Here is a 20,058-nt window from a genome sequence, read left to right on the forward strand (position 1 = left end):
CTCATGCTCCTGCCGTGTATGTGAGGACATCGCGATCGCACACCTGGCTTTGCGACGATGGCGCGACGTCGCCGTGCTCGTGCCGCGCGCCTCCCGTCATGCCGAGCTTTTCCGCTAACGCGACAATCGCCGAGGACACCTGCTGTGGCGCACATACGCCCGCAACGAAACGATCGGGACGCAACAGCACGACCGACTCCGGCAGACGGCTGAACCAGTCCTTCAACCGGCCCGTCTCGTCCCCGATCGCGAGCACGTCCGTGGGCACGTCGTCGGCGTAAGCGAGCTGGGCGTCCGGCTTCGCGATCACGAAGCGGCCACCGATCCGCGCCCACAACGCACGCGCCTGCGGCGTCATGCCGAAGGTCGGATCCGCGCCCCAGCCCAGCAGGACGAAACCAGTGCCGATCGCGTCGTCGAGCAGCACGGTGCGGCCCTCGGGCAGCCGCACGCGCGGCTGGATGAACATGCGCCCGACCGGCGACGCGGCCAACGGATCGCGACCGTAAGCGAGCCGGCCGATCAAGGAATCGCGCTTTTCGCTCATCAGGCCGAGCAGCCGGCCCGGCGCGGAATTGCCCGAGCGTTCGAGCACGCGGGCAAGCCAGCCGCGCCTCGGGGCATGCGCGGGCAGCAGTACCGCGCCCGCCTCGTAACGCGGCATCGGCTTGAAGCGCATTTCGACGAAGTAGCGCTTCACCGCCGGGAACAGGGTCAGCGCACGCACGAAGGTGTCGCGAAAGCGCGCGCCGAAACGTGTCGTCGGCGCGAAAATATCGCCCGCCACTTCGGAAAGATGGATCATCGAACGCGCATGCGCGCGGCGTTCGACGGTATAGGTTTCGAGCAGGCGGCTGTCCGCGAGCCCCCGCGCGACCATCGCGAGCTTCCAGCCGAGATTGTTCGCGTCGCGGATTCCGCTGTTGTAACCCTGCCCCTGCCACACCGGCATGATGTGCGCGGCGTCGCCCGCAAGCAGGACGCGGCCCACGTGAAACGTCGACGCGAGACGCGCATTGTGCGTATAGACGCGCTTGCGGATGTAGTCGACCGCATCCGGATCCGCGACCACCTTGCGGATCAGCGCAGCCATGTTGTCGGGTTTCGACAGTTCTTCCTCGGTCTCGCCCGGCATCACCATGAACTCGAAGCGGCGAATGCCGTGCGGCAGCGCCGCCGACACGTACGGCCGTTCGTGATCGCAATGCATATAGATGTGCGGCGAGCCGATCGGGTCGTTGCGCACGTCCACGACGATCCACTGGTTCGGCTTCGTGCGGCCTTCGAACGGCACGTTCAGCACGCGGCGCACGAAGCTGTTGCCGCCGTCCGCGCCGACCATGTACGCTGCGCGCACGGTCCGGCGTTCGCCATCCGCATCGTCCACGTCGATGCTGACGCCGTCGGCGTCCTGCGTGAACGATGCAACGCTGTGTCCGAACAGCACCTGGACGTGTGGGAAACGCGCGAGGCCTTCGTGGAGCACGCGATCCGCGAGCGGCTGGATGAACGCGTTGCGGCGCGACCAGCCGAATTCGTCGGTGCGCGGCTCGATCGATGCGAAGCAGTGACCGCCCTTCGTCACGAAACGCATCCAGTGATCGGGCGTCGTGTGCGGCACGAGTTCGTCGGCCAGGCCGATCGACTGGAACACGCGCAATGCTTCGTCATCCAGACCAATCGCGCGCGGGTAATCGATGATCCGTTCGAGCTTCTCGATCAGCGTGACACGCACGCCCTGAAGGCCCAGAATGTTGGCGATCATCAAGCCGACCGGGCCTGCGCCGATGATGGCGACGTCGGTGGAAAGCGGGTCGCGCTGGTCGCGATGCGTGGCTGGACTGGGTGAGGGATTCATGTGTCTCCTTCCTCGCGCGACTCGGTGGTCGCTGCGTATGCCGATGGATTCCGGCCGGGGCACGTCACGGGTTCCGTGTCGCGTCGTGTGGCGGCGGGATGGAGACAAGTCTAGGGAGCGAGAGACACCCGCTCAACAATTTCAACCAAATGTGCAAGGGTTGCACATCGTTGATTTTTAATACATTTTTCGATGAGCAAGTACGCAAATGTCCGAGGATTGTCGCGCGGCCTGCAGGTGCTGCAAGCCCTCAATGCGCTGGAGAACGGTCGCGCGACGAGCCAGCAGTTGAGCGAAGTCACGGGGCTGCACCGCACGACCGTGCGGCGGTTGCTGGAAACGCTGGTGGAAGGCGGATTCGTGCGGCGCAGCGAATCGGACGACACGTTTCGTCTGACGTTGCGCGTGCGCGAGCTGAGCGAAGGATTCACCGACGACGAACACATTGCAACGGTCGCGCCGCCGATCATGGCCACGTTGCTGCAGCGAATCGTGTGGCCGTCGGACCTGACGACGCCGGACGGCGATTCGATGATCATTCGCGAGACGACGCATCGCTTCAGCCCGCTGTCGTTTCATCGTTCGATGGTCGGGCGCCGGCTGCCGATGCTGCTGACGGCATCGGGGCGCATCTACTTCGCGTCGTGCCAGGATGCGGAGCGCGAGGATATTCTCGACCTGCTACGCGCCGGTGCCGGCGGTGAACAACAGCAGCAACTCGCGTCGGACGACGCATTCATCCGCAATCTAGTGCGGCGGACGCGCGCCGATGGTTTCGGATCGAACCATGGGGATTGGACCGAACAACGCAAAATCGGCTCGCTCGCCGTCGCGGTCAGCGCGCATGATCGGGTGATGGCGGCGCTGAACGTGATCTACCTCGAGCACGCGATCAATCCGGCGGAGGCCGTGAAACGCTTTCTGCCTTCGTTGCAGCACGCCGCACAGGAAATGACGAGCGCGCTCGATGCACCGGGGAATTAGCAGGTGGTGGTAGCTAGCCGATACGCCGCTGTGATCCTGGCCAGCAAGAATGTCGCAGATCACATTGGCGGAATTCGCTCGCCAGTGTGCCGGCCGGAGAGATTCGGCCCGCCGTAACGCGTCGGAATTCTCGGACCATTTCGTTATTTCGTGGGCGGGGCAATGGAATGGACGCCTCCCACCCCTCGTGAGTTGCGGAGGTGGCAAGAATGAGGACAGGGAAAGGTAGCAAAGGCGGACCCGTCTGGGTCGACGACATCAAGATGCCCAAGAAGGAAGATCATGTAGATCTACCCAGGCAAACCGGAGAGTCCGCCATGAAGCTCACGCCAGTTGGGATCGACATTGACCAGCGCTGGCGCATCGAGCGCGACTATCAGGACTTGAAGCAGGACTTCGGTCTGGGCCACTACGAAGGGCGCGGCTGGCGGGGGTTTCATCATCACGCCAGCTTGAGCATCGCCGCTTACGGCTTCTTGATGGCCGAACGCCGCATCGCAGAACAGTCCGGCAGCAGTAAAAAAAAACTTTGTCGCACAAGTGCCTGACGTTCCCTCGGATTACCTCCCGCGCGGCAGTCCTGCGCGCGCAGCTTCACGTTCCCACATCGATCACGAGCCTACGTCATAGCCTGAGCTACCATTTGCTTGCTCGGCTTGGCCAGTGCCCATGCTGCGGACGTACCAGCGACGTATTACGTTTGTGACACAGTAAGATTAACAGCTCGCCGCGAAAGTTAACAGCCCCAAGGGGCCATTTTGAAACCGTCTCTTATGGTTCTGGCGAGTAGCGCGGGCGGCGACGAGATGCACCGCAGGATCCATTACCGCTAGCCGTCATGCACCAGACACCTGATCCTTGCACAAGCCGCCCAACAGTGCAAGCTTCGAGCGGTCGAGTGCGACGAGCATCGCGACCGGCACGATTGCAGCGGCGAGCCACTCGGATCTGCCTGATACGAATGCAAGCACGAGCAGCGGGACGAGCGCAAACATCGCGCGCCCTGCCCCTCGGCCATCGAACACGGTTTCGACGAAGCGCAAAAGTGACGAAGCAGCGGTGTGATGTTAGCTGTTCATCGCTGCTCTCCGCCCGCACTGTACTTGTCCACCTGGCGTCATCAACTGCGAGCGCCTCGAGTACGTCGCCGGATCGCCGCACAAGACCGAGCTTCGGGAAGATGTAATTTATCGACGCGCGGTGATGCTCGGGCGTGGCGCAGCTCATTGCGTCCTCGACGAGCACCAGCGCGTACCCGTGCTCGTGCGGGCCGCTGACTCGACGCCGATGTTCGTCGAAATCCCGCCGAGCACAAGCGATGCACGATCCGTGCAGATGTTCAAAACTACCGTTCCGCAGGCACCCGATCCTCGTGCAGCAGATTGCGCCGCAATACCACAGCCTGAGCGCCATGAGTTTTACCGTTTATCCACGCGGACAAGGACGAGTCCATATAGTCCGCGTGGCCCGGAAACCAATCCATCAGCGATTGTGCAAGTCTATGCAGGGCACCCAGCCCGATCTGACCGATAGCCGCCAGTTGATGCACCTGAAACACTGCACCAAGAACTTCGTCGTGTTGATCTCGATGGCACTTGGAATAGACCTCGGGAAAACCCGTTTTCTCCATCCACGCGTGTTCAAGATCGAAGTGGCGAATCAAATGTTTCTCCACTGCATCGAGTGCAGCCAAAGCGGTATGTGCCGTACTGTTGCGCAGTGCAGTGACAACCTGAACAAACTCACGATGCTCATCGTCCATAGGGCCATGTCCGAGTAGCAGCGCATCGCTCCATTCCAGCCTTTCGATGCTTTTGGTCGTTCGCCGTGCATGATGGTCATCGTGATTGGTCAGTTGATCGTTCATTTTTCATTCCCCGCTTCGGTTCCGGGTCAAGCCTTTCGTTGGGTTCCAATCAGAATCGAAGCCATCACAGCCGGTGCGTTGCTCTTGTTGCGCCATGCGTGACGCGTACCGTTCTGAACCACGATATCCCCGGCTTTCAGCACACGCATTTCCCCATCGTCGACTTCCAGACAGAGTTCGCCGCTGAGGATGATGTCGTAGTCAACCGAGTCGGTGATATGGAATCCCGAGCCATCGGGTTCGAAACATTCGGCCAGACCCGGCAGGATGGCCGCATACTCGGCGCCAGCGGCAGCGCCGTCGAACTCGGGATCAGCCATCACGGTGTCGGGTGGGAACTGCACGATCATCAGACGGGTCCCGTTCAGCGCCGGCATTACCATGGTTGCAGCCGCAACGGGGTCACCACCCGAATGCGGCAGTGCGGTTTCGGGACTCGTGGCCCAAATCTGCGTGGTCCTGAAACCTCGAACGGCTGCAAAAGCGTGTCCCGATTCTTCCGAATCGCTCAAGACAACCGACTTGCCGTCGATTTGGCCGGTTACAACGCGACGTACCATTTCGTATATCCCCTAGTCGTAGACAACCACGACGTTGACGAAACCCGTGACGCGCTTTGCTGCGTCGCGGAGCGCTTCATTTGCTTGATCGAGCGTGTAGGTGTGGTTTCTGAACGACGACACATCGAGCGTACCGGCTTCGATCATCGCGACCAGATCCTGGCCTTCGCCAACCGTGAACCAGAGCGAGCCGATCACCGATAGCGCGGAGCACATCATTTCGTGCATGTTGACCGGCACTTCGTTGATCTGAGCACCGATTTCCACGAGCTTGCCGCCGCGACGCAGCGCACCGAAGGCGTCCTTGGTGACCTGCATGTTCGGGCCCGGAGCGATCGCGTCCACCACCGAGTCGACGCCAACGCCGTCCGTCTGCGCTTTGGCCCATGCAGCCATGCCCGACGATCCGTTGGCGACCGAGTACGTCAGGATACGGGCCGGATCGATAGCCTTGACCTGGGCGAGCGTTTCCTCGTTGCGCGCGACGACCAGGATCTTCGTCGCGCCCATTGCACGTGCGATCAGCGTGGCACACAAGCCCAGCGTGCCCGTGCCGCCGATGATCATCACCGACTTTCCGGCCGCGACTTGTGCCTTGCGCAGACCCGAATAGGCCGTGCCCAGATAGCCCATACGCGCGCCGACTTCGAACGAAACCTTGTCGCCGAGCTTCACCAGACCGTTCGCGGGCGCCGTGGCGTATTCGCCGAGGCCTCCGTACGGGTATTCTTCATACAGGAACTGCGACTTCGGTCCGAAGCCGAAGTAGCCCTGGAATGCGTAGGCTTCGCAGTTGATGGACTCGCCCACACGGCAGGCGTGGCACGACCCGCACGAACGGCCCGGATTGATGTACACACGCTCGCCGATCTTGATGCCAGTCACTGCGGGACCGACTTCGGCCACGACACCCGCTGCGTCCAGACCGTAGATGGCAGGCAGTGCCGCATGCGCGAGATAGGGCTTTTCCGACCGATAATTGGTGATCACATTGCCCAGGTTTGGCACGATGCCAGACGCTTTCAGCTTGATCACGACGTCGGTCGGACGCCTGAGCGTCGGATACGGGATCGTATCGATGCTGAACTGGCCCGACGTGTTGTCGTGGAGGCGCGCGGCGCGCATGTATCGACCTTCGTTTGTCATTCTCGAGTGTCTCCGGTTTTATCTTTGAGCTTTCAGCAGATCCAAAGCCACGTCCACGATCATGTCTTCCTGACCGCCGACCATACGGCGCTTGCCCAGTTCGACCAAAATATCCACCGTCTTCAGGCCGTACTTCCTTGCCGCCACTTCCGAGTGACGCAGGAACGACGAATACACACCTGCGTAGCCCAAGGCCAGCGTTTCACGGTCCACCCGAACCGGGCGATCCTGGAGCGGACGCACGATGTCGTCAGCCGCATCCATCAACGTCATCAGATCCGTGCCGTGATGCCAGCCCATGCGCTCCGCTGCGGCGATGAATACCTCCAGCGGCGCATTGCCGGCGCCCGCGCCCATACCGGCGAGCGATGCGTCGATACGGTCACAGCCTTCCTCCACGGCAACGATGGAGTTTGCGACACCCAGCGACAGGTTGTGGTGGGCATGGATGCCAGTCTGCGTTGCGGGTTCGAGGACCGCCTTCACGGCACGGAAACGATCGCGGACGTCTTGCATCGACAGCGCGCCACCGGAGTCCACGACGTAGATCGTGGTGGCGCCATAGCTTTCCATGAGCTTCGCCTGCCCGGCCAGTGCTTCCGGCGTGGTCATGTGGCTCATCATCAGGAAGCCCACGGTGTCCATGCCGAGTTCGCGTGCGTATTCGATATGCTGCTTCGACACGTCAGCTTCCGTGCAGTGGGTAGCGACACGAACCACGCGTGCACCCGCCTGATAGGCAGCCTTCAGATCGTGAATGGTGCCGATACCGGGCAGCAGCAGGGTCGCGATCTTCGCATGCGTCACCACGTCGGCAACTGCCTCGATCCACTCCAGATCCGAATGGGAGCCAAAGCCGTAGTTGAAGCTCGAGCCTTGCAGACCGTCACCATGCGCGACTTCGATGGAATCGACTTTCGCCTTATCCAGCGCGCGTGCGATGTCCTGCACGTTCCGGATCGAATACTGATGGCGAATCGCGTGCGAGCCGTCGCGCAGCGTAACGTCGGAGATGTAGAGTTTCTTTCCCTGAGTCATTTGCAGTCCCTTCATGCGCCGATCATGGATTGAGCCATGCGTTCCGCGGTACGCATACCGGCGCTGGTCATAATGTCGAGGTTGCCTGCATAAGCGGGCAGGTAGTGTGCGGCGCCTTCGACTTCGAGGAAAATCGAGGTTTTCAGGCCGCTCAAGCTGCCGAGTCCCGGGATGTTCAGGTTCTGAACTTCATCGAACTGCACCTTCTGCTTCAGACGATAACCCGGGACATAGGCGTTCACTGCCTTGACCATCTCTTCGATCGACGCCTCCACGGCATCACGATCGCCGCGTTCCGACAGCGTGTACACCGTGTCACGCATGATGACCGGCGGCTCGGCCGGATTCAGAATAATGATGGCCTTGCCCTTCGATGCTCCACCCACGGCTTCGATCGCCTTCGAGGTGGTTTCCGTGAATTCGTCGATGTTGGCCCGGGTACCCGGGCCTGCCGACTTGCTGGAGATCGACGCGATGATTTCGCCGTAGTGAACCTTGGCGACACGCGAAACCGCCGCGACCATCGGAATCGTGGCCTGCCCGCCGCACGTCACCATGTTGACGTTGCGTGCATCGACGTTCGCTTCGCCGTTCACGACGGGAATGCAGTACGGTCCGATTGCCGCGGGAGTCAGATCGATCATCCGTATGTCGGGCTTCAGCGTGCGAAGGAATGCGTCGTTCTTCACGTGAGCGCCGGCCGACGTGGCGTCGAACACGAAATCGATGTCCTTGAACACGGGCAACCGGGTCAGGCCTTCAACACCTTCATGGGTGACCGCGACACCCAGACGGGCCGCACGCGCCAGACCATCCGAGTTCGGATCGATACCGACCATGGCGCCCATTTCCAGTACTTCGCTTTTGCGCATGATCTTGATCATCAGATCGGTGCCGATGTTACCCGAGCCGATGATCGCTACTTTGAGTTTCTTCGCCATATTCGTTATTTGATGAAAGTTGCGCGGACCGGGCCCAGCCCTTCGATTACCGCCGTGCAGGTGCCAGGCGTGGTGACTGCAACCATGGGCCCCAGCGCGCCCGTCAGAACGACATCACCCGCACGCAGCGGCGCACCCAGCGCAGCCATACGGTCCGCGAGCCATACCGCGGCATTCAGCGGATGACCCAGACACGCAGCGCCGTTGCCTGTCGAGCGCACTTCCCCGTCTGATTCAAGCTTCATCGCACACGTGCTCAGATCGAGCTGCGACAGCGGAACCGGACGCGAACCCAAAACGAATGCGGCACTCGATGCGTTGTCGGCAACCGTATCCACGAACTTGATGTTCCAGTTTCGGATTCGGCTGTCCACGACTTCGATGGCGGCCACCGCGTAGTCCGTCGCCCCCAGCAGATCGGCAAACGTATGACGCTCGTGCGTCAGATCGCGATTCAGCACCAATGCGATTTCGGCCTCGACCTTCGGCTGGATCAGTTTCGACAGCGGGATCGGTTCACTATCGCCGTAGGCCATGGACGCAAACAGGGTGCCGAAGTCCGGTTGATCGACGCCCAACTGTTTCTGTACCGCCTGCGAGGTCAGACCGATCTTGCGACCAACAATGCGTTCGCCCCGAGCGACACGTCCCTCGACATTGATTTGCTGCACCGCATAGGCAGTTGCCATATCGTCAAGCGCGATTTCCGGATGAATCGCAGGAACCGCAAATCCCGCGCGTATGGGATCGATAGCCTGGCGGGTGGTTTCGGCAATGCGCAGCCGTTCCGCGATCGCTTGCTTGCTCATCTAATTTCTCCTCGCACGCTGGGTGCCGCATGGATGCAGGCGAACCCCGCGATCCATCCAGGTATGGGAAAGGCATTCAGGAAGAACCGACATATACGGGCTTCAGGCACGCTTAAATGTGAGACGAGCGACCCGCGCTTCCGACGTACCCGCTTCCAGCTTATGCGTGGTCAGAGACAACAGATCGCCTTTCAGCTCCGCAAAGCGCTTCTGTTCGCCACCTACCCAGTTCGGGAAAAGGCAGTGTTTTACCGCGTGCGTTACCACATTGCCTGCGACGCTCCAGTCGCCGGCGTAGGTCAGGTATGTGTTGTACGCCGCGGCCTTCTCTGCATCCGACGCATTCCACTGACCTCCGGTCGTGAACTGTGCGCGATCCTTTTTGGTGATGGCACAGAACATGCCATTCGGCCCGTATTCCATGAACCCATCGAGCGCCATACCCATCGGGTAGGTCACCCGGCCGTCATCAAAAATTTGTTCCCAGGCCTGAATTTCCCAACGGCCCTCGATATCCAGATTTTCCATCGTGATCTCGCTCATCAATTGAACAGGAATTCGGAAACCGCGAGCGTGAACGCCGCGGCCTTTTCTATCTGCACCCAGTGTCCGCACTGATCGAACTCCCGCAGCGTCGAGTTCTGCAGCAACGTCTTCATCTGTCGCGACCACTCGACCGGGATCACCTGATCGTTCACGCCGTGGATAAGCAGTGTCTGGTGCTTGATCGCCTTCAGATCCGATTCGGCAAGAGCCAGCATTTCCACGCCCCGCTGACGCGGCGCCGGGAACAGGCGGGCAAATCGTTCCTGCACGTCGGCACGAATCGACGACTCGTAACGCATACGAACCAGATCGTCGGTGATGATCGAGTGATCGTAGGCGAACACTTCCATTAACCCCTTCATGGCCTCCAGGCTGGGCGTGTAACCCCATACCTTTTCGAGGCCCTCGCTGATCGGTGCATTGATGCCTGCCGCCCCCATCAGTACCAGGCGATTCACACGCTCGGGATGCGCGTTGGCCAGGGCCAGCGCGATGGCACCGCCAAAGGAGTTGCCGACCACCGATACCCGCCTGATCTTCAGTGCATCGAGCAACACGACCAGGGATTCCACCCAGACAGCGGGAGTCAGCGTGAGGCGCTCGGTGCACTGGGTATATCCGAATCCCAGCATATCCGGCGCGATAACGCGCGCCTTCTGGCCCAGTACGGGAATAATGCCGCGCCAGTTGGCCCAGGCCGTGACACCGGGGCCTGAACCATGAATCAGCAGGACGGGCTCGGCTTCCCCGTCACCAACGTCGTGATAGTTCAGCGTGAAGTCACCCAGCGTCAGTGAATTTGCGATTTCGGGACTTGCGTTATTCATGACTTTGCCTTTTGTGTATCGGGGATAACAACCGGTGCACGCATGCCTTCGGCCGCCAGTTGCTTGAGAATTTGTCGCGCTTCTTCGCGCTTGTGATCCGGAAGCCAGGTCCGGTCATGCCCCCAAAGACTCATGCCTTTCAGTTCTTCAACTTCCCAGTCAGGGCCGATCGTTCGCGTTGCCCAACCCAGTTCGAACATCCATCCATCCGGGTTCTTCAGATAGAACGAGGTGGCGTGGTCGTTGATGTGACGACCCAGCGTCACACCAATCGAATCCGGATTCAGGAGCGCGGTATCGTATGCGCGACCGACGTCATCGAAGTCGTTGTATTCGAGCATCAGGTGATAGATGCCGGACTTGCCGCCCGTGTGGGCGATACCGATCGTATGGTGACGCGGGTTGCAGTGCAGGAATTCAACCTTGAACGGTTTATAGGTGTAGTCCGTGAGGTGCATGCCCAGGACGTTGCGATACAGGTTCGAGAGTTCCTCGAAGTGCTCCGTCATGAGCGCCACGTGACCCAACCCCATGTTGCCGGTACGGAAACCGCCAATCGGGCGACCGGGCACGAATTCGGTATCCGCATCGGCCAGACCATAGGCGATCTCGAGACGCACGCCATCATCGTCACGGAAGTGCATCATGTTTTCGACGCCCCGGAATTCGATTTCCTCGGCCGTGCCGGGCGTCGTTTTATAACCAGCGGCCTCCAATGCCTTCGCGCACGCGGCCCACGTCGCAACGTCCGGGACTTCGAAACCCATTCCCATCGTCGACTCGCCACCGGTCGCAGTGACGACGAACCGCTGAATCTTTTCGTCCGCGCGAATGCGCATGGTCTTTCCCGCTTCGATCACGTCGACCTGCATACCGACGTGCCTCGTCACCTGGTCGATCCATTCCTGCATACGCGGGGTTTCGACCACGATGTAGCTCAGCGCATCAATCATCTCTGTTCGATCCTTGTAGAAACAACGTACAGGCCCATCAGGGGCGCGCAATGCAGCCCAAAACGCTTTCCAACACAATGCCAATCGAGAGCAGCCGTCGATCCGAACCTTGCGGACCATCGAACTCCATGCCAACCGGGAGTCCGGTCTGAGCGCCCAGTCCTGCTGGCAGATTCAGGCCCGGAAGGCCGGCACTCGCCATCGGTTCGGTGTTCTGGATCAGACGCCGGAAGTTCTCTTCCTCATAAATGCTGTCGTCGGCATCGGGCGCCACGCATGCGGTAGTCGGGAACATCAGCGCATCCAGCCGATGCTGCGAAAACAGTTCGGCATACCTGGCTCTCAACCGATCCCGTCCGCCACCGGCCTTTTGTGCCTGTTCGTACATCGGCGCGACATCCACCATTTCACCCGCGGCATTCGGAAACTTGTTGGGCAGCACCCAGTTTTCATAGATCCATTTCACGTCCGGACTGTCGATCTTTTCGGCCAGGCGCTCGACCGTCATCGGGTGATCGTTGTCTTTCAGGTACTGCTCCATACTGGATCGGGATTCACCGACCACCGCCTGGAAGCCCACTGCATCATTCAGTTCCATCAAGCCGGTTTTGCCCAGATCGATGAAGGTCACACCCAACTGCGTGAGGCGGGTGACGACAGATTCCGCTACATCGCGTATGTCGGGATCGAGATTCGCCCAGAACTCGGCGGGAAGGCCCAGACGCAGCGTCTTGAGTTCGACGTGGGGCAACGCGTACTCGTCGGAAATCACACCGTCAAGGAGCGCCACATCGTGCATAGTCAATGCCATCGGGCCCACGGTATCCCGAGTTCGGGCAATCGGGATCACGCCCTGGTCCGAGTAGCGACCCCAGGTAGGACGCAGCGAAGCCACGCCATTGAGTGCCGGGGGAATGCGCATTGACCCCCCCGTATCGGTTCCCAGCGCCCCGAGCGCCATACGCGCACCCAGAGCAGCGGCCGAGCCTGAGGACGAACCGCCCGCAATCTTTGTCTGGTCGTACGCGTTACGAACGCCACGGCCTGCTCCCGTATTGAAGGCGCCGTTGTAGCCGGTCGCTCCGTAGGCCAGCTCATGCATGTTGGTCTTGCCCAGCACAATGGCGCCGGCATCCCGGAGCTTGCGCACAGTCGGTGCATCCGCGGCGGGCACGAAGTCCGCGAATGCGGGACTACCTGCGGTGCAGCGCAAGCCTGCGCTATGAATGTTGTCCTTGACCACGATAGGGATGCCGGCCAGCAGCCCCAATCGCCCCCCGGCCTGCCGTGCGCGATCAATAGCCGCTGCGGCCTTCAATGCGCCCTCTGCATCAACGGTAACGAATGCATTCAGCGCTTGCCCTGCGTTGATACGGTTCAGACAGGCCAATACCAACTGGGTACTCGTCACCGATCCGTCGTGAAAAGCCCGAGTGGCATCGGCCATCGTGAAATCGATGAACGGTTGTTCTTTATCGTGGGTCATATTCAATCCTTAGCGGCGGGCATCGCCCGTCGGAACCGGGAAAAGCATCTTGATGCGCCTGTTGCCCATGTCTGAATCCTGCTTTGCCTTCCGGTGATGAAACCGCAACGACAAAAACTCAAAGGCCGAGCTCGCTCCGCTCACGCGTCAGCGTGTCGATCACCGCATACAGGATCTTTTCAGCGCAGGGCATCAGGTCGGGAACGTAGGTGGCACCCATGCCACCCAGCCCCTCGGCAACCGGCACGGGAGCGCCCTGAGCCGGCCACGGCCAACCGATACGAGCAGTCGGCACACCGTAACGACGCAGCGCCGCGCCATCCGTCTGACCCGCGAGCATGTCGGGAACGCCGTGCGGACGTCCCTCGATGTGCTCCCAACCACGCTTGGCCGACTGAACGATCCAGTTGTCCGGATCCGTGGTGCCACCCGGGACCGAGCCGTACATCTCCCAGTCCAGGTCGATTTCCGGAAGACGAGCGTTCACGTCCCGGATGAAGTTCGCGAACTGCGCCTTGACATCGGCGGGGCTCGTCCGGGGGTTCACACGAATGTCGAGAAAAATCTCCGTGACCGCGGACGGGAATGCGGGTCTTTCGAGCTGACCGCCACGCACGCCGGCAATCCAGCCATGCGGCTCGATAACGCCCGACGTATTGTGTTTCGTGTATTCGGGAAGCCATGCCTGGAGTGCCTGGATCACCGTGGCAGCCGGCACCACCGACGAACGGAAACCCGGAGTGTCGTGCGGGATCCCCGCATAACCCATCGTCCCCTTGACCGTGACCTTGAACCACGCCATACCCGGCTCTTCGTGGTAGACCCAGTTCCACGGCTTCATGATGATGGCGAAATCGGGATACATGCCGCGATTCAGCAGATTGATCACGCCATTCGACATGCCTGAATGACGCGCCTTGATGTCGACGGGCATACCGCCATCGGCCAAGCCGACCAGCAGATTTCCCTTCAGCGGAATACCCGCTTCCAGCACTGACGTTGCCACTTCGACGTGCGTGGCGATCATGCCCTTCGGATTCGAAGCGCCGAGACCGAATACCCAGTCGTCAATCTGCCGGGCGTGCGGCTGCAGATCGGCCTCCTGACCGGGGCCGGAAAGAATCTCTTCTTCCGCGGTGCGATCGAGGTGAGTGTCGATAGGCGCATAAAGCAGCAGCGACGCGCCGCCGCCGGTGCCCCGGTATTCACCCATCACCGAACGGCTGATGGCCGAGTTGTCGTGCGTTTTTGTTTGCAGCCCGATCGTTTCCATGTGCTGCTGCATGAAGTCGGCAGCATCGCGGGTCGAACCCGTCGGGCTGTGAATGTCCGTCAGTTCGAACAACAGCTTCTGAAGACGCTTCGAACTCAGGTTGGCCTTGGCCTTTTCGTACCATTCGTTCTGCTGAGCGGAAAACGGCAGTTGTTTCGTAGCTTTGAGTTCCACGGCTACTCCTTAATTCGATGCAACGAACTGCTCTGCGAAAATCAATTCCGGCTTCACGCCCAACGCCATCAGGCGCGTGGTTGCCGCCTCGATCATCGGCTGAGGGCCGCACAGATAAGCCACGGTGTTCGGATCCGTCACGTCGTCTTCGTTCAGAACCGATACCGGCGAACCCTCGTACAGGCCTTCCGTGGCGTTGCGATCCACGCAGATCCGGGTCTTCAGCGACGGCAACCAGTGCTGACGCAGTTCGATGTCGTCCAGAGAAAACAGCGCTTCGGGAACCGCACAACCAAACGAAAGCAGCATCGGCGCCTTCTTGCCCGAGCTTTGTCGAAGGCTGTCGATCATCGACAGGATCGGCGCCAGGCCCGTCCCGCCGGCGACGAAGATATGCGGTGCGCGACGATGCTCGTCACGCAGAAAGAACGCACCGTAGGGTCCCTTCATCGTCAGAACCTGATCCGTTCGTGCGTCGTTTTCGAGGAACGTGGACATCGCGCCATTGGGCAACAACCGCACCAGGAATGTCATCTTGGGCAGTGTCAGCGACGTGGACGACGGGCTGTAGCTGCGCAGAACGCCCACACCGGGCACCGTGATCTGCATGAACTGACCCGGCCTGAATCCGAGCCAGTCGCCATCGGCCAGTTCGACAGTCAGACGCATCACATTAGGTGCGATACGTTCCACGGAGTCGATGAAGACATTCACTTCGCGGGCGACCGACGAGCCGACTTCGGAACCGTATGCGACGTCGAATGAACAATCGGATTCGGCCTTCGTGACGCACAGTAGCCGATGTCCTTCCGCGTATTCCGACGCGAGGAGCGTCGAACTGGCACCGGGGATCGGCACGGCCTCACCGTCCGCGAGCTTGCACGTGCAGGACGCGCAGGCTCCGGCCGTGCATTGATACAGAACAGGTACGTCGGCCTTGATCGCGGCTTCGAGAACGCTTTGGCCCGACCCGGCGACAAAGGTACGGCTTACTCCGTCTGCGAAATTGATGGTTACCTGATGCGCTTTGGCCATGACTTAATCCACAAAAAAGAACACCTTCAAAATCAATCAGGCCAATCCAGGCGGGACCTGACGATGCCAATCACTGTGGCTCTGCAATACCATGCCGACCATGCACAGCAGGTCGTCCTGATACTTGCGGCCAATGAGTTGCCCGCCGACGGGCAATCCTTGCTCCGTAAATCCAACAGGTATCGACAACGCGGGGTGTCCCGACGCATTGAACGGCGCCGTGAACTGAATCAGCCGCCGGTTGGCCTCAGGATCCGAAGCCAGATCCGCCAGCTTTTCATACGTCGGGGCCGCATACGGCTGCACCGGCGCCAATACGACGTCCACCTCGGTGAACACCGCATCCATGTCGCGCGCAAACTGCCTGGCTTCGCGAATGATCCGCTCGTAGTCCACTGCCTTGATCTGCCGTCCCTGATCGATCAGACGAGCAAGTGCAGGACCGTATTCAGCGGCCTTGCCGGGATACGTCGCTTCATGAGCGACAGCGGTTTGAACCCCGCAGTGATGCTCCCAGTTGGAGCTGGTCGCCCGCGTATCCGGAACCTTGATGCTCTTGATTTCGCCGCCGGCCTCGGCGAGGATGACCTTGACCTGCTGAATCGCGCGCTGAATCACGGAATCGACGCCTGCCGAAATCCACGCTTCGTCCATGCCGATTCGCAATCCCCTGAAGCCCTTCAGGAAATTTCCGAATCGTTGCTCGTCAATGGTGTCAAGCAGTCGTTGCGTGTCGTGACCGCCAATAATCGCGAGAAGGAGCAGTACATCGCGCGCCGAGCGAGCCATCGGGCCTATGTGATCCAGCGATGCGGCCAGTTCCATCGCACCCTTGCTGCTGATGGTGCCGTGAGTGGTTTTCAACCCGGTCAGATTGTTGGCTGCACTGGGGAATCTCACCGATCCCCCCGTATCGGAACCGACCGTGCCATAGCACAGCCGAGCCGCCGTTGCGACACCGCAACCCGAGGAACTGGCACCGCACCAGTGCGCGGCGCCCCAGGGATTGACAGGGTCGGGGATCGTCGGATGGTGGATGGCAAATGCGCCCTCCGTCATTTGCAGCTTGCCCAGCATCACCGACCCGGCATCTTGCAGGCGTTGTACGACCGTTGCATTTTCCGTGGGTACGCGCTGCGAATGGATCGGCATACCGCCGGCGGTCACGATGCCCTTGGTATCGAACAGATCCTTGACTGCGAGCGGAATGCCATGCAGAGGACTTCTGACGTTCCCGGCCCGAATCTCTTGCTCTGCTTGCTTTGCCTGCTTCAATGCCAGTTCAGGCGTCACGCGGGCGAAGCTGTGCAAATTCGCGTCCAGTGCGTCCACGCGGGCCAGCATCGCCGCGGTGACTTCTACCGGGCTGAGCTTGCCACTACGAATCTGCAACGACAGGTCGTGGATCTCGAGATTATGCAAGTCGCGTGGAAAGCTGCTCATGACGGATAGGGACGATAAATTGAGTTGGATCGAGACTTGATTCCAACGGAAACGAAGAGGGAGATCGGAAACCGGACGAACCGACCTCTCCCTTCATAACCGGGACATCAAGGTACTACCGGGGCAAACAGGCACCCTGGCGAGTGCCGACCCATCCTTAGAACCAGACCTGGTCCACGAAGTACGCCGGGCGCTTGCCGTCGGCGAGCTCCTTCAGGCGTGTGCTGTGGGTTTTCACTGCACCGTAGACTCCCTTGCCGGGCTTCGCGATACCGCGGTTGTGGCGCGAAGCGAGCTTGCGCCAAGTGATCGGCGAGATGTCGGTCGAGACCAGTTGCTCGTCATCCCAGCCGGTGCCGTCGGCATAGAAGTGCTGCATCGCTTCGCGGGCGTACAGATCGCAGTCGTTGAAGCCATGCAGGCACAGTTCCTTGTACACGCGGTCAAAGCGGTACTTGAACTTCTTGCGATCTTCTTCGGTCGGGCAAACGCGGACCAGCACTTCCCAGTACTCGTGCAAATCGTCCGTGATCGGCACGTACCATTCGTACTGGACGACATGTTCTTCCGGCCAGTTTTCGACCATGAGAACGCCCGGAAGGACCACCGACGTGCGATAGAAGCGACCGTTCATGTTGTCGATCTTCAGGCCCAGTTCCTTGTTTTCGAGCACCGGCTGCCACTTGTCCGTGAACAACCATTGCATCATGCCTTTCGGACCCTTCTCGTCCTCGACGACCTGAATGCAATCGTCCGCGACCGGCAGAATGCCCAGCGGAAGCACCCAGTCGTTTACGTGAACGATGGAGTTGTCCTTGTGGACCAGGATATGTGCGTTGTCGAAGCCGTTTTCGCACGCGATGCGCCAGTTGCCGAAGCCGGTGCGGTGCATGCCGTGCGCGACAGCGTTTTCGTCCAGGATCGACGGCGAATCCGGCCACAGCGGGTGCGGAAAGCGATCGTTGTTTTCCGGGAAACGGAACGGCAGGTCATCCGACAGCGGGGGAACGTCTTCGAGCGGGAAGTCGTCTTCGCGAACGAACACGAAGATCATGCCCGCGACTTCCTGAACCGGGTACGTTGTGATGCCCGTCGTGCCGATCAGTTTGTCGTCCGGATTGGCAACGATGGTCGCGAGCTTGCCGTCGTCCAGATTGAACGTGAAGCCGTGGTACCAGCACGTGATCGTTTCCTTGCTGAAACACATCGGCTTCTCGGAGAGACGAATGCCACGGTGAACGCATTGGTCCTTGACTGCGTAAACCTTGCCATCGACGCGACGCAGCGCGATGGGCACGCCGGCGATCATGATGCCCTTGATGCCCGTCTGGAGGCCTTCTTCGTTCTCGGCCGTGGTTTCCACCAGCTCCTTGCTGAACATCGCCGGATACCAGTGATTGATGAAGCCCCAGGCTGCGTCCTTGTAGGGCTGGTATTGCGACTGAGACTTTGCATCGTTGTAGCGCGTATCGCTAATCGAATGCTGCGCTACGCGACGACGAACAATAGTTTGGTTCGACATTTGAGTGCATCCTCAGAAGGAGTTAGCCCTTTTAAAGGCGGTAATTTTTTGCGCACCGGTTAAGCAGTGACCACGAGGCAATCGTATTACCGGACCGAGCAGTGAACACTCCAATCACTACGGGTCCTATCCCATCCGTGCATTCAATATGTGTTCCGAGGGTTTCTCCCTACAATCGGAAACGGGGCTCCCGAGAGCCCCGTTCAGATTGGTACCTGGATTAACCAGCATTCGATTTTTACAGCAGGCCGCTATCCGGTTGCGGACCGCCTTAACCCGCCTCGATGATCGTAATCCTACGCATCCGTCTCTTGTCCAACGCAGACAGCTTAGCGAGCCAGTGTTTCGCCAGGAGTTTCGCCGAACCAGCGTTTGTAATCGGTGGTGAAGTGCCCCAGATGGGCAAACCCCCACTGATACGCTACCGCCGTCACCGTGGTATTTTGGGGATCCGACTTCAACAGCTGCTCCCGCACCCGATTGAGCCTGACGCACTTCAGCAGGTGCATAGGCGATGTGTTCCGGTACTTCCTGAATCCTGTGTATAACGAACTGGTGCTGACCCCTACGTGCTCGGCAATGGCTCCCACCGTAATAGGCTCGTGCGCCCGCTCCTCGATGAAAATCTCTGCTTTCCTGATAAACGCTGGCGTCACCGAACGTGATCGATCTTCATTAAGCGCCAGACTATGATTGCTGGCTTGACTGATGAGGAGCAGCGAGCCGATCATGTGCTCGATTTGCGCCGCCAACAATGGTGATGACGAATGAGTGCCGTCCAGATAATCGAAGAGCCACTGCATGGTGGAAGCCCACCGCCTGCCGGCGGCGGAATCGAGTGGCATCGCGGTTTTGAATTCGACTCGGGTCTGCGCACCGTTGCCGAGATGCTGCCCGCACAGACGCTCCACCAAATCGCGATCAATACGGAGAATCAGCTTTTCAGTGCCTCTCGTATGAATAATTTCATGTTGCTGCCTGGCGTTGAGAATCGAGCCGACCGTAGGCGATGAACTGATGCAGTGCTTTCCACTGGAGATGTGCTCACTGCCACTGAGTGGCACCTGTACCAAATAGAAGTCGTCAAAGGTGGTCGGCCGGATCCTGACTTCGCCGCCATAGCTCATTCGTCCGATGCCGATCGAGCCATACTTCCGATACATCAGGCGCGCGTCGAGTTCACTTCGCACATCGATATTTCGAAGATCGTTTTCGCAGAATGTACGCGTCCCCCAGTCTCGAGCCTGCTCTATATCCCGGGTCCGAAATAACTCCGCATCAGTAGAGGGGCCAGAGTCGTCGCTAGCCTCAAAATGCAACGCCTCGTTCTGTTCCATTGCTGAAAAGTCAGATGTATTCAGTGATTGGGGGACAAGCCTGGATGGTCAGGCAATTATACGGTCGCAAAAAATTCCACCCACACGCGAATTCCGCTACGGTCGCGATGCAAATGTTTGAATTCACCTGTCGCGGTCTTGCCGCCATAGATTTCGTATGCGTGAACCGGGAGGACCATCGGGGTCTACGGGTGTAGTCGGCAGTGCGCCGCCGCAAACCCTTTCCATACATGTGCATTCGCACCGTCTCCGTCCATTT

18 protein-coding genes and 1 pseudogene are annotated in these 20,058 nt (G+C 59.9%); 2 read left to right on the plus strand and 17 right to left on the minus strand.

Going from position 1 to position 20,058, the window contains the following annotated elements:
* Window position 1 precedes the first annotated feature (1 nt).
* A complete protein-coding gene (locus tag DIE12_RS11220) occupies window positions 2-1,858 on the minus strand; it encodes a bifunctional 3-(3-hydroxy-phenyl)propionate/3-hydroxycinnamic acid hydroxylase (protein WP_124551212.1) in 1,857 nt (618 codons plus the stop codon).
* 192 nt (window positions 1,859-2,050) lie between these two features.
* Between DIE12_RS11220 and DIE12_RS11225 the strand changes: the two genes are divergently transcribed.
* A complete protein-coding gene (locus tag DIE12_RS11225; RefSeq protein ID WP_124551213.1) occupies window positions 2,051-2,842 on the plus strand; it encodes a DNA-binding transcriptional regulator in 792 nt (263 codons plus the stop codon).
* Window positions 2,843-3,195: 353 nt separating this feature from the next.
* Window positions 3,196-3,472, plus strand: a pseudogene (locus DIE12_RS11230) (IS701 family transposase); the annotation flags it as partial.
* A gap of 206 nt (window positions 3,473-3,678) precedes the next feature.
* Here the strand turns inward: DIE12_RS11230 and DIE12_RS38050 are convergent.
* The 16 genes from DIE12_RS38050 to DIE12_RS11305 form a co-directional block, all read right to left on the minus strand.
* Window positions 3,679-3,837, minus strand: coding sequence for a hypothetical protein (locus DIE12_RS38050; protein WP_185641237.1), 159 nt, complete (start codon window positions 3,835-3,837; stop codon window positions 3,679-3,681).
* Between the two features lie 350 nt (window positions 3,838-4,187).
* Window positions 4,188-4,709, minus strand: coding sequence for a hemerythrin domain-containing protein (locus DIE12_RS11235; protein WP_185641238.1), 522 nt, complete (start codon window positions 4,707-4,709; stop codon window positions 4,188-4,190).
* 26 nt (window positions 4,710-4,735) lie between these two features.
* Window positions 4,736-5,269 carry a cupin domain-containing protein gene (locus tag DIE12_RS11240; protein ID WP_124551214.1) on the minus strand — a complete coding sequence of 178 codons (534 nt, stop codon included), beginning with the start codon at window positions 5,267-5,269 and terminating at the stop codon, window positions 4,736-4,738.
* Between the two features lie 12 nt (window positions 5,270-5,281).
* Window positions 5,282-6,415 carry an alcohol dehydrogenase catalytic domain-containing protein gene (locus DIE12_RS11245; protein ID WP_260429014.1) on the minus strand — a complete coding sequence of 378 codons (1,134 nt, stop codon included), beginning with the start codon at window positions 6,413-6,415 and terminating at the stop codon, window positions 5,282-5,284.
* Between the two features lie 18 nt (window positions 6,416-6,433).
* Window positions 6,434-7,453, minus strand: a complete 1,020-nt coding sequence (dmpG, locus tag DIE12_RS11250) for a 4-hydroxy-2-oxovalerate aldolase (RefSeq protein WP_124551250.1) — start codon at window positions 7,451-7,453, stop codon at window positions 6,434-6,436.
* 11 nt (window positions 7,454-7,464) lie between these two features.
* Entirely contained in the window at window positions 7,465-8,394 is a 930-nt protein-coding gene (locus DIE12_RS11255; RefSeq protein WP_124551215.1) for an acetaldehyde dehydrogenase (acetylating), read from the minus strand.
* Window positions 8,395-8,399: 5 nt separating this feature from the next.
* Window positions 8,400-9,203, minus strand: coding sequence for a 2-keto-4-pentenoate hydratase (gene mhpD / locus DIE12_RS11260; RefSeq protein ID WP_124551216.1), 804 nt, complete (start codon window positions 9,201-9,203; stop codon window positions 8,400-8,402).
* Window positions 9,204-9,305: 102 nt separating this feature from the next.
* Window positions 9,306-9,731, minus strand: coding sequence for a lipocalin-like domain-containing protein (locus DIE12_RS11265; RefSeq protein ID WP_124551217.1), 426 nt, complete (start codon window positions 9,729-9,731; stop codon window positions 9,306-9,308).
* A 14-nt stretch (window positions 9,732-9,745) separates the two neighbouring features.
* Window positions 9,746-10,576 (minus strand): alpha/beta fold hydrolase, encoded by an 831-nt coding sequence (locus DIE12_RS11270; protein ID WP_124551218.1) that lies wholly within the window; start codon window positions 10,574-10,576, stop codon window positions 9,746-9,748.
* Complete coding sequence (locus tag DIE12_RS11275) at window positions 10,573-11,529, minus strand: VOC family protein (RefSeq protein WP_124551219.1); 957 nt, start codon at window positions 11,527-11,529, stop codon at window positions 10,573-10,575. Before DIE12_RS11275 ends, DIE12_RS11270 begins: the two co-directional genes overlap by 4 nt.
* Before the next feature lie 37 nt (window positions 11,530-11,566).
* On the minus strand, window positions 11,567-13,015 hold the full coding sequence (iaaH, locus tag DIE12_RS11280) for an indoleacetamide hydrolase (protein ID WP_124551220.1): 1,449 nt from the start codon (window positions 13,013-13,015) through the stop codon (window positions 11,567-11,569).
* Between the two features lie 118 nt (window positions 13,016-13,133).
* Window positions 13,134-14,462: a M20 family metallopeptidase gene (locus DIE12_RS11285; RefSeq protein ID WP_124551221.1), complete on the minus strand. Its 1,329-nt coding sequence runs from the start codon at window positions 14,460-14,462 to the stop codon at window positions 13,134-13,136.
* Between the two features lie 9 nt (window positions 14,463-14,471).
* The gene (locus tag DIE12_RS11290) at window positions 14,472-15,497 is read right to left on the minus strand and encodes an FAD-binding oxidoreductase (protein WP_124551222.1); all 1,026 of its coding nucleotides are present in this window, start codon (window positions 15,495-15,497) and stop codon (window positions 14,472-14,474) included.
* A gap of 36 nt (window positions 15,498-15,533) precedes the next feature.
* Window positions 15,534-16,940: an amidase gene (locus DIE12_RS11295; protein WP_124551223.1), complete on the minus strand. Its 1,407-nt coding sequence runs from the start codon at window positions 16,938-16,940 to the stop codon at window positions 15,534-15,536.
* Window positions 16,941-17,097: 157 nt separating this feature from the next.
* Window positions 17,098-18,462 (minus strand): Rieske 2Fe-2S domain-containing protein, encoded by a 1,365-nt coding sequence (locus tag DIE12_RS11300; protein WP_124551224.1) that lies wholly within the window; start codon window positions 18,460-18,462, stop codon window positions 17,098-17,100.
* A 329-nt stretch (window positions 18,463-18,791) separates the two neighbouring features.
* Window positions 18,792-19,799 carry an AraC family transcriptional regulator gene (locus DIE12_RS11305; protein ID WP_124551225.1) on the minus strand — a complete coding sequence of 336 codons (1,008 nt, stop codon included), beginning with the start codon at window positions 19,797-19,799 and terminating at the stop codon, window positions 18,792-18,794.
* Between the last annotated feature and the right edge of the window lie 259 nt (window positions 19,800-20,058).

The sequence above is a fragment of the Burkholderia sp. Bp9015 genome (genome assembly GCF_003853505.1).
Taxonomy (GTDB): domain Bacteria; phylum Pseudomonadota; class Gammaproteobacteria; order Burkholderiales; family Burkholderiaceae; genus Burkholderia.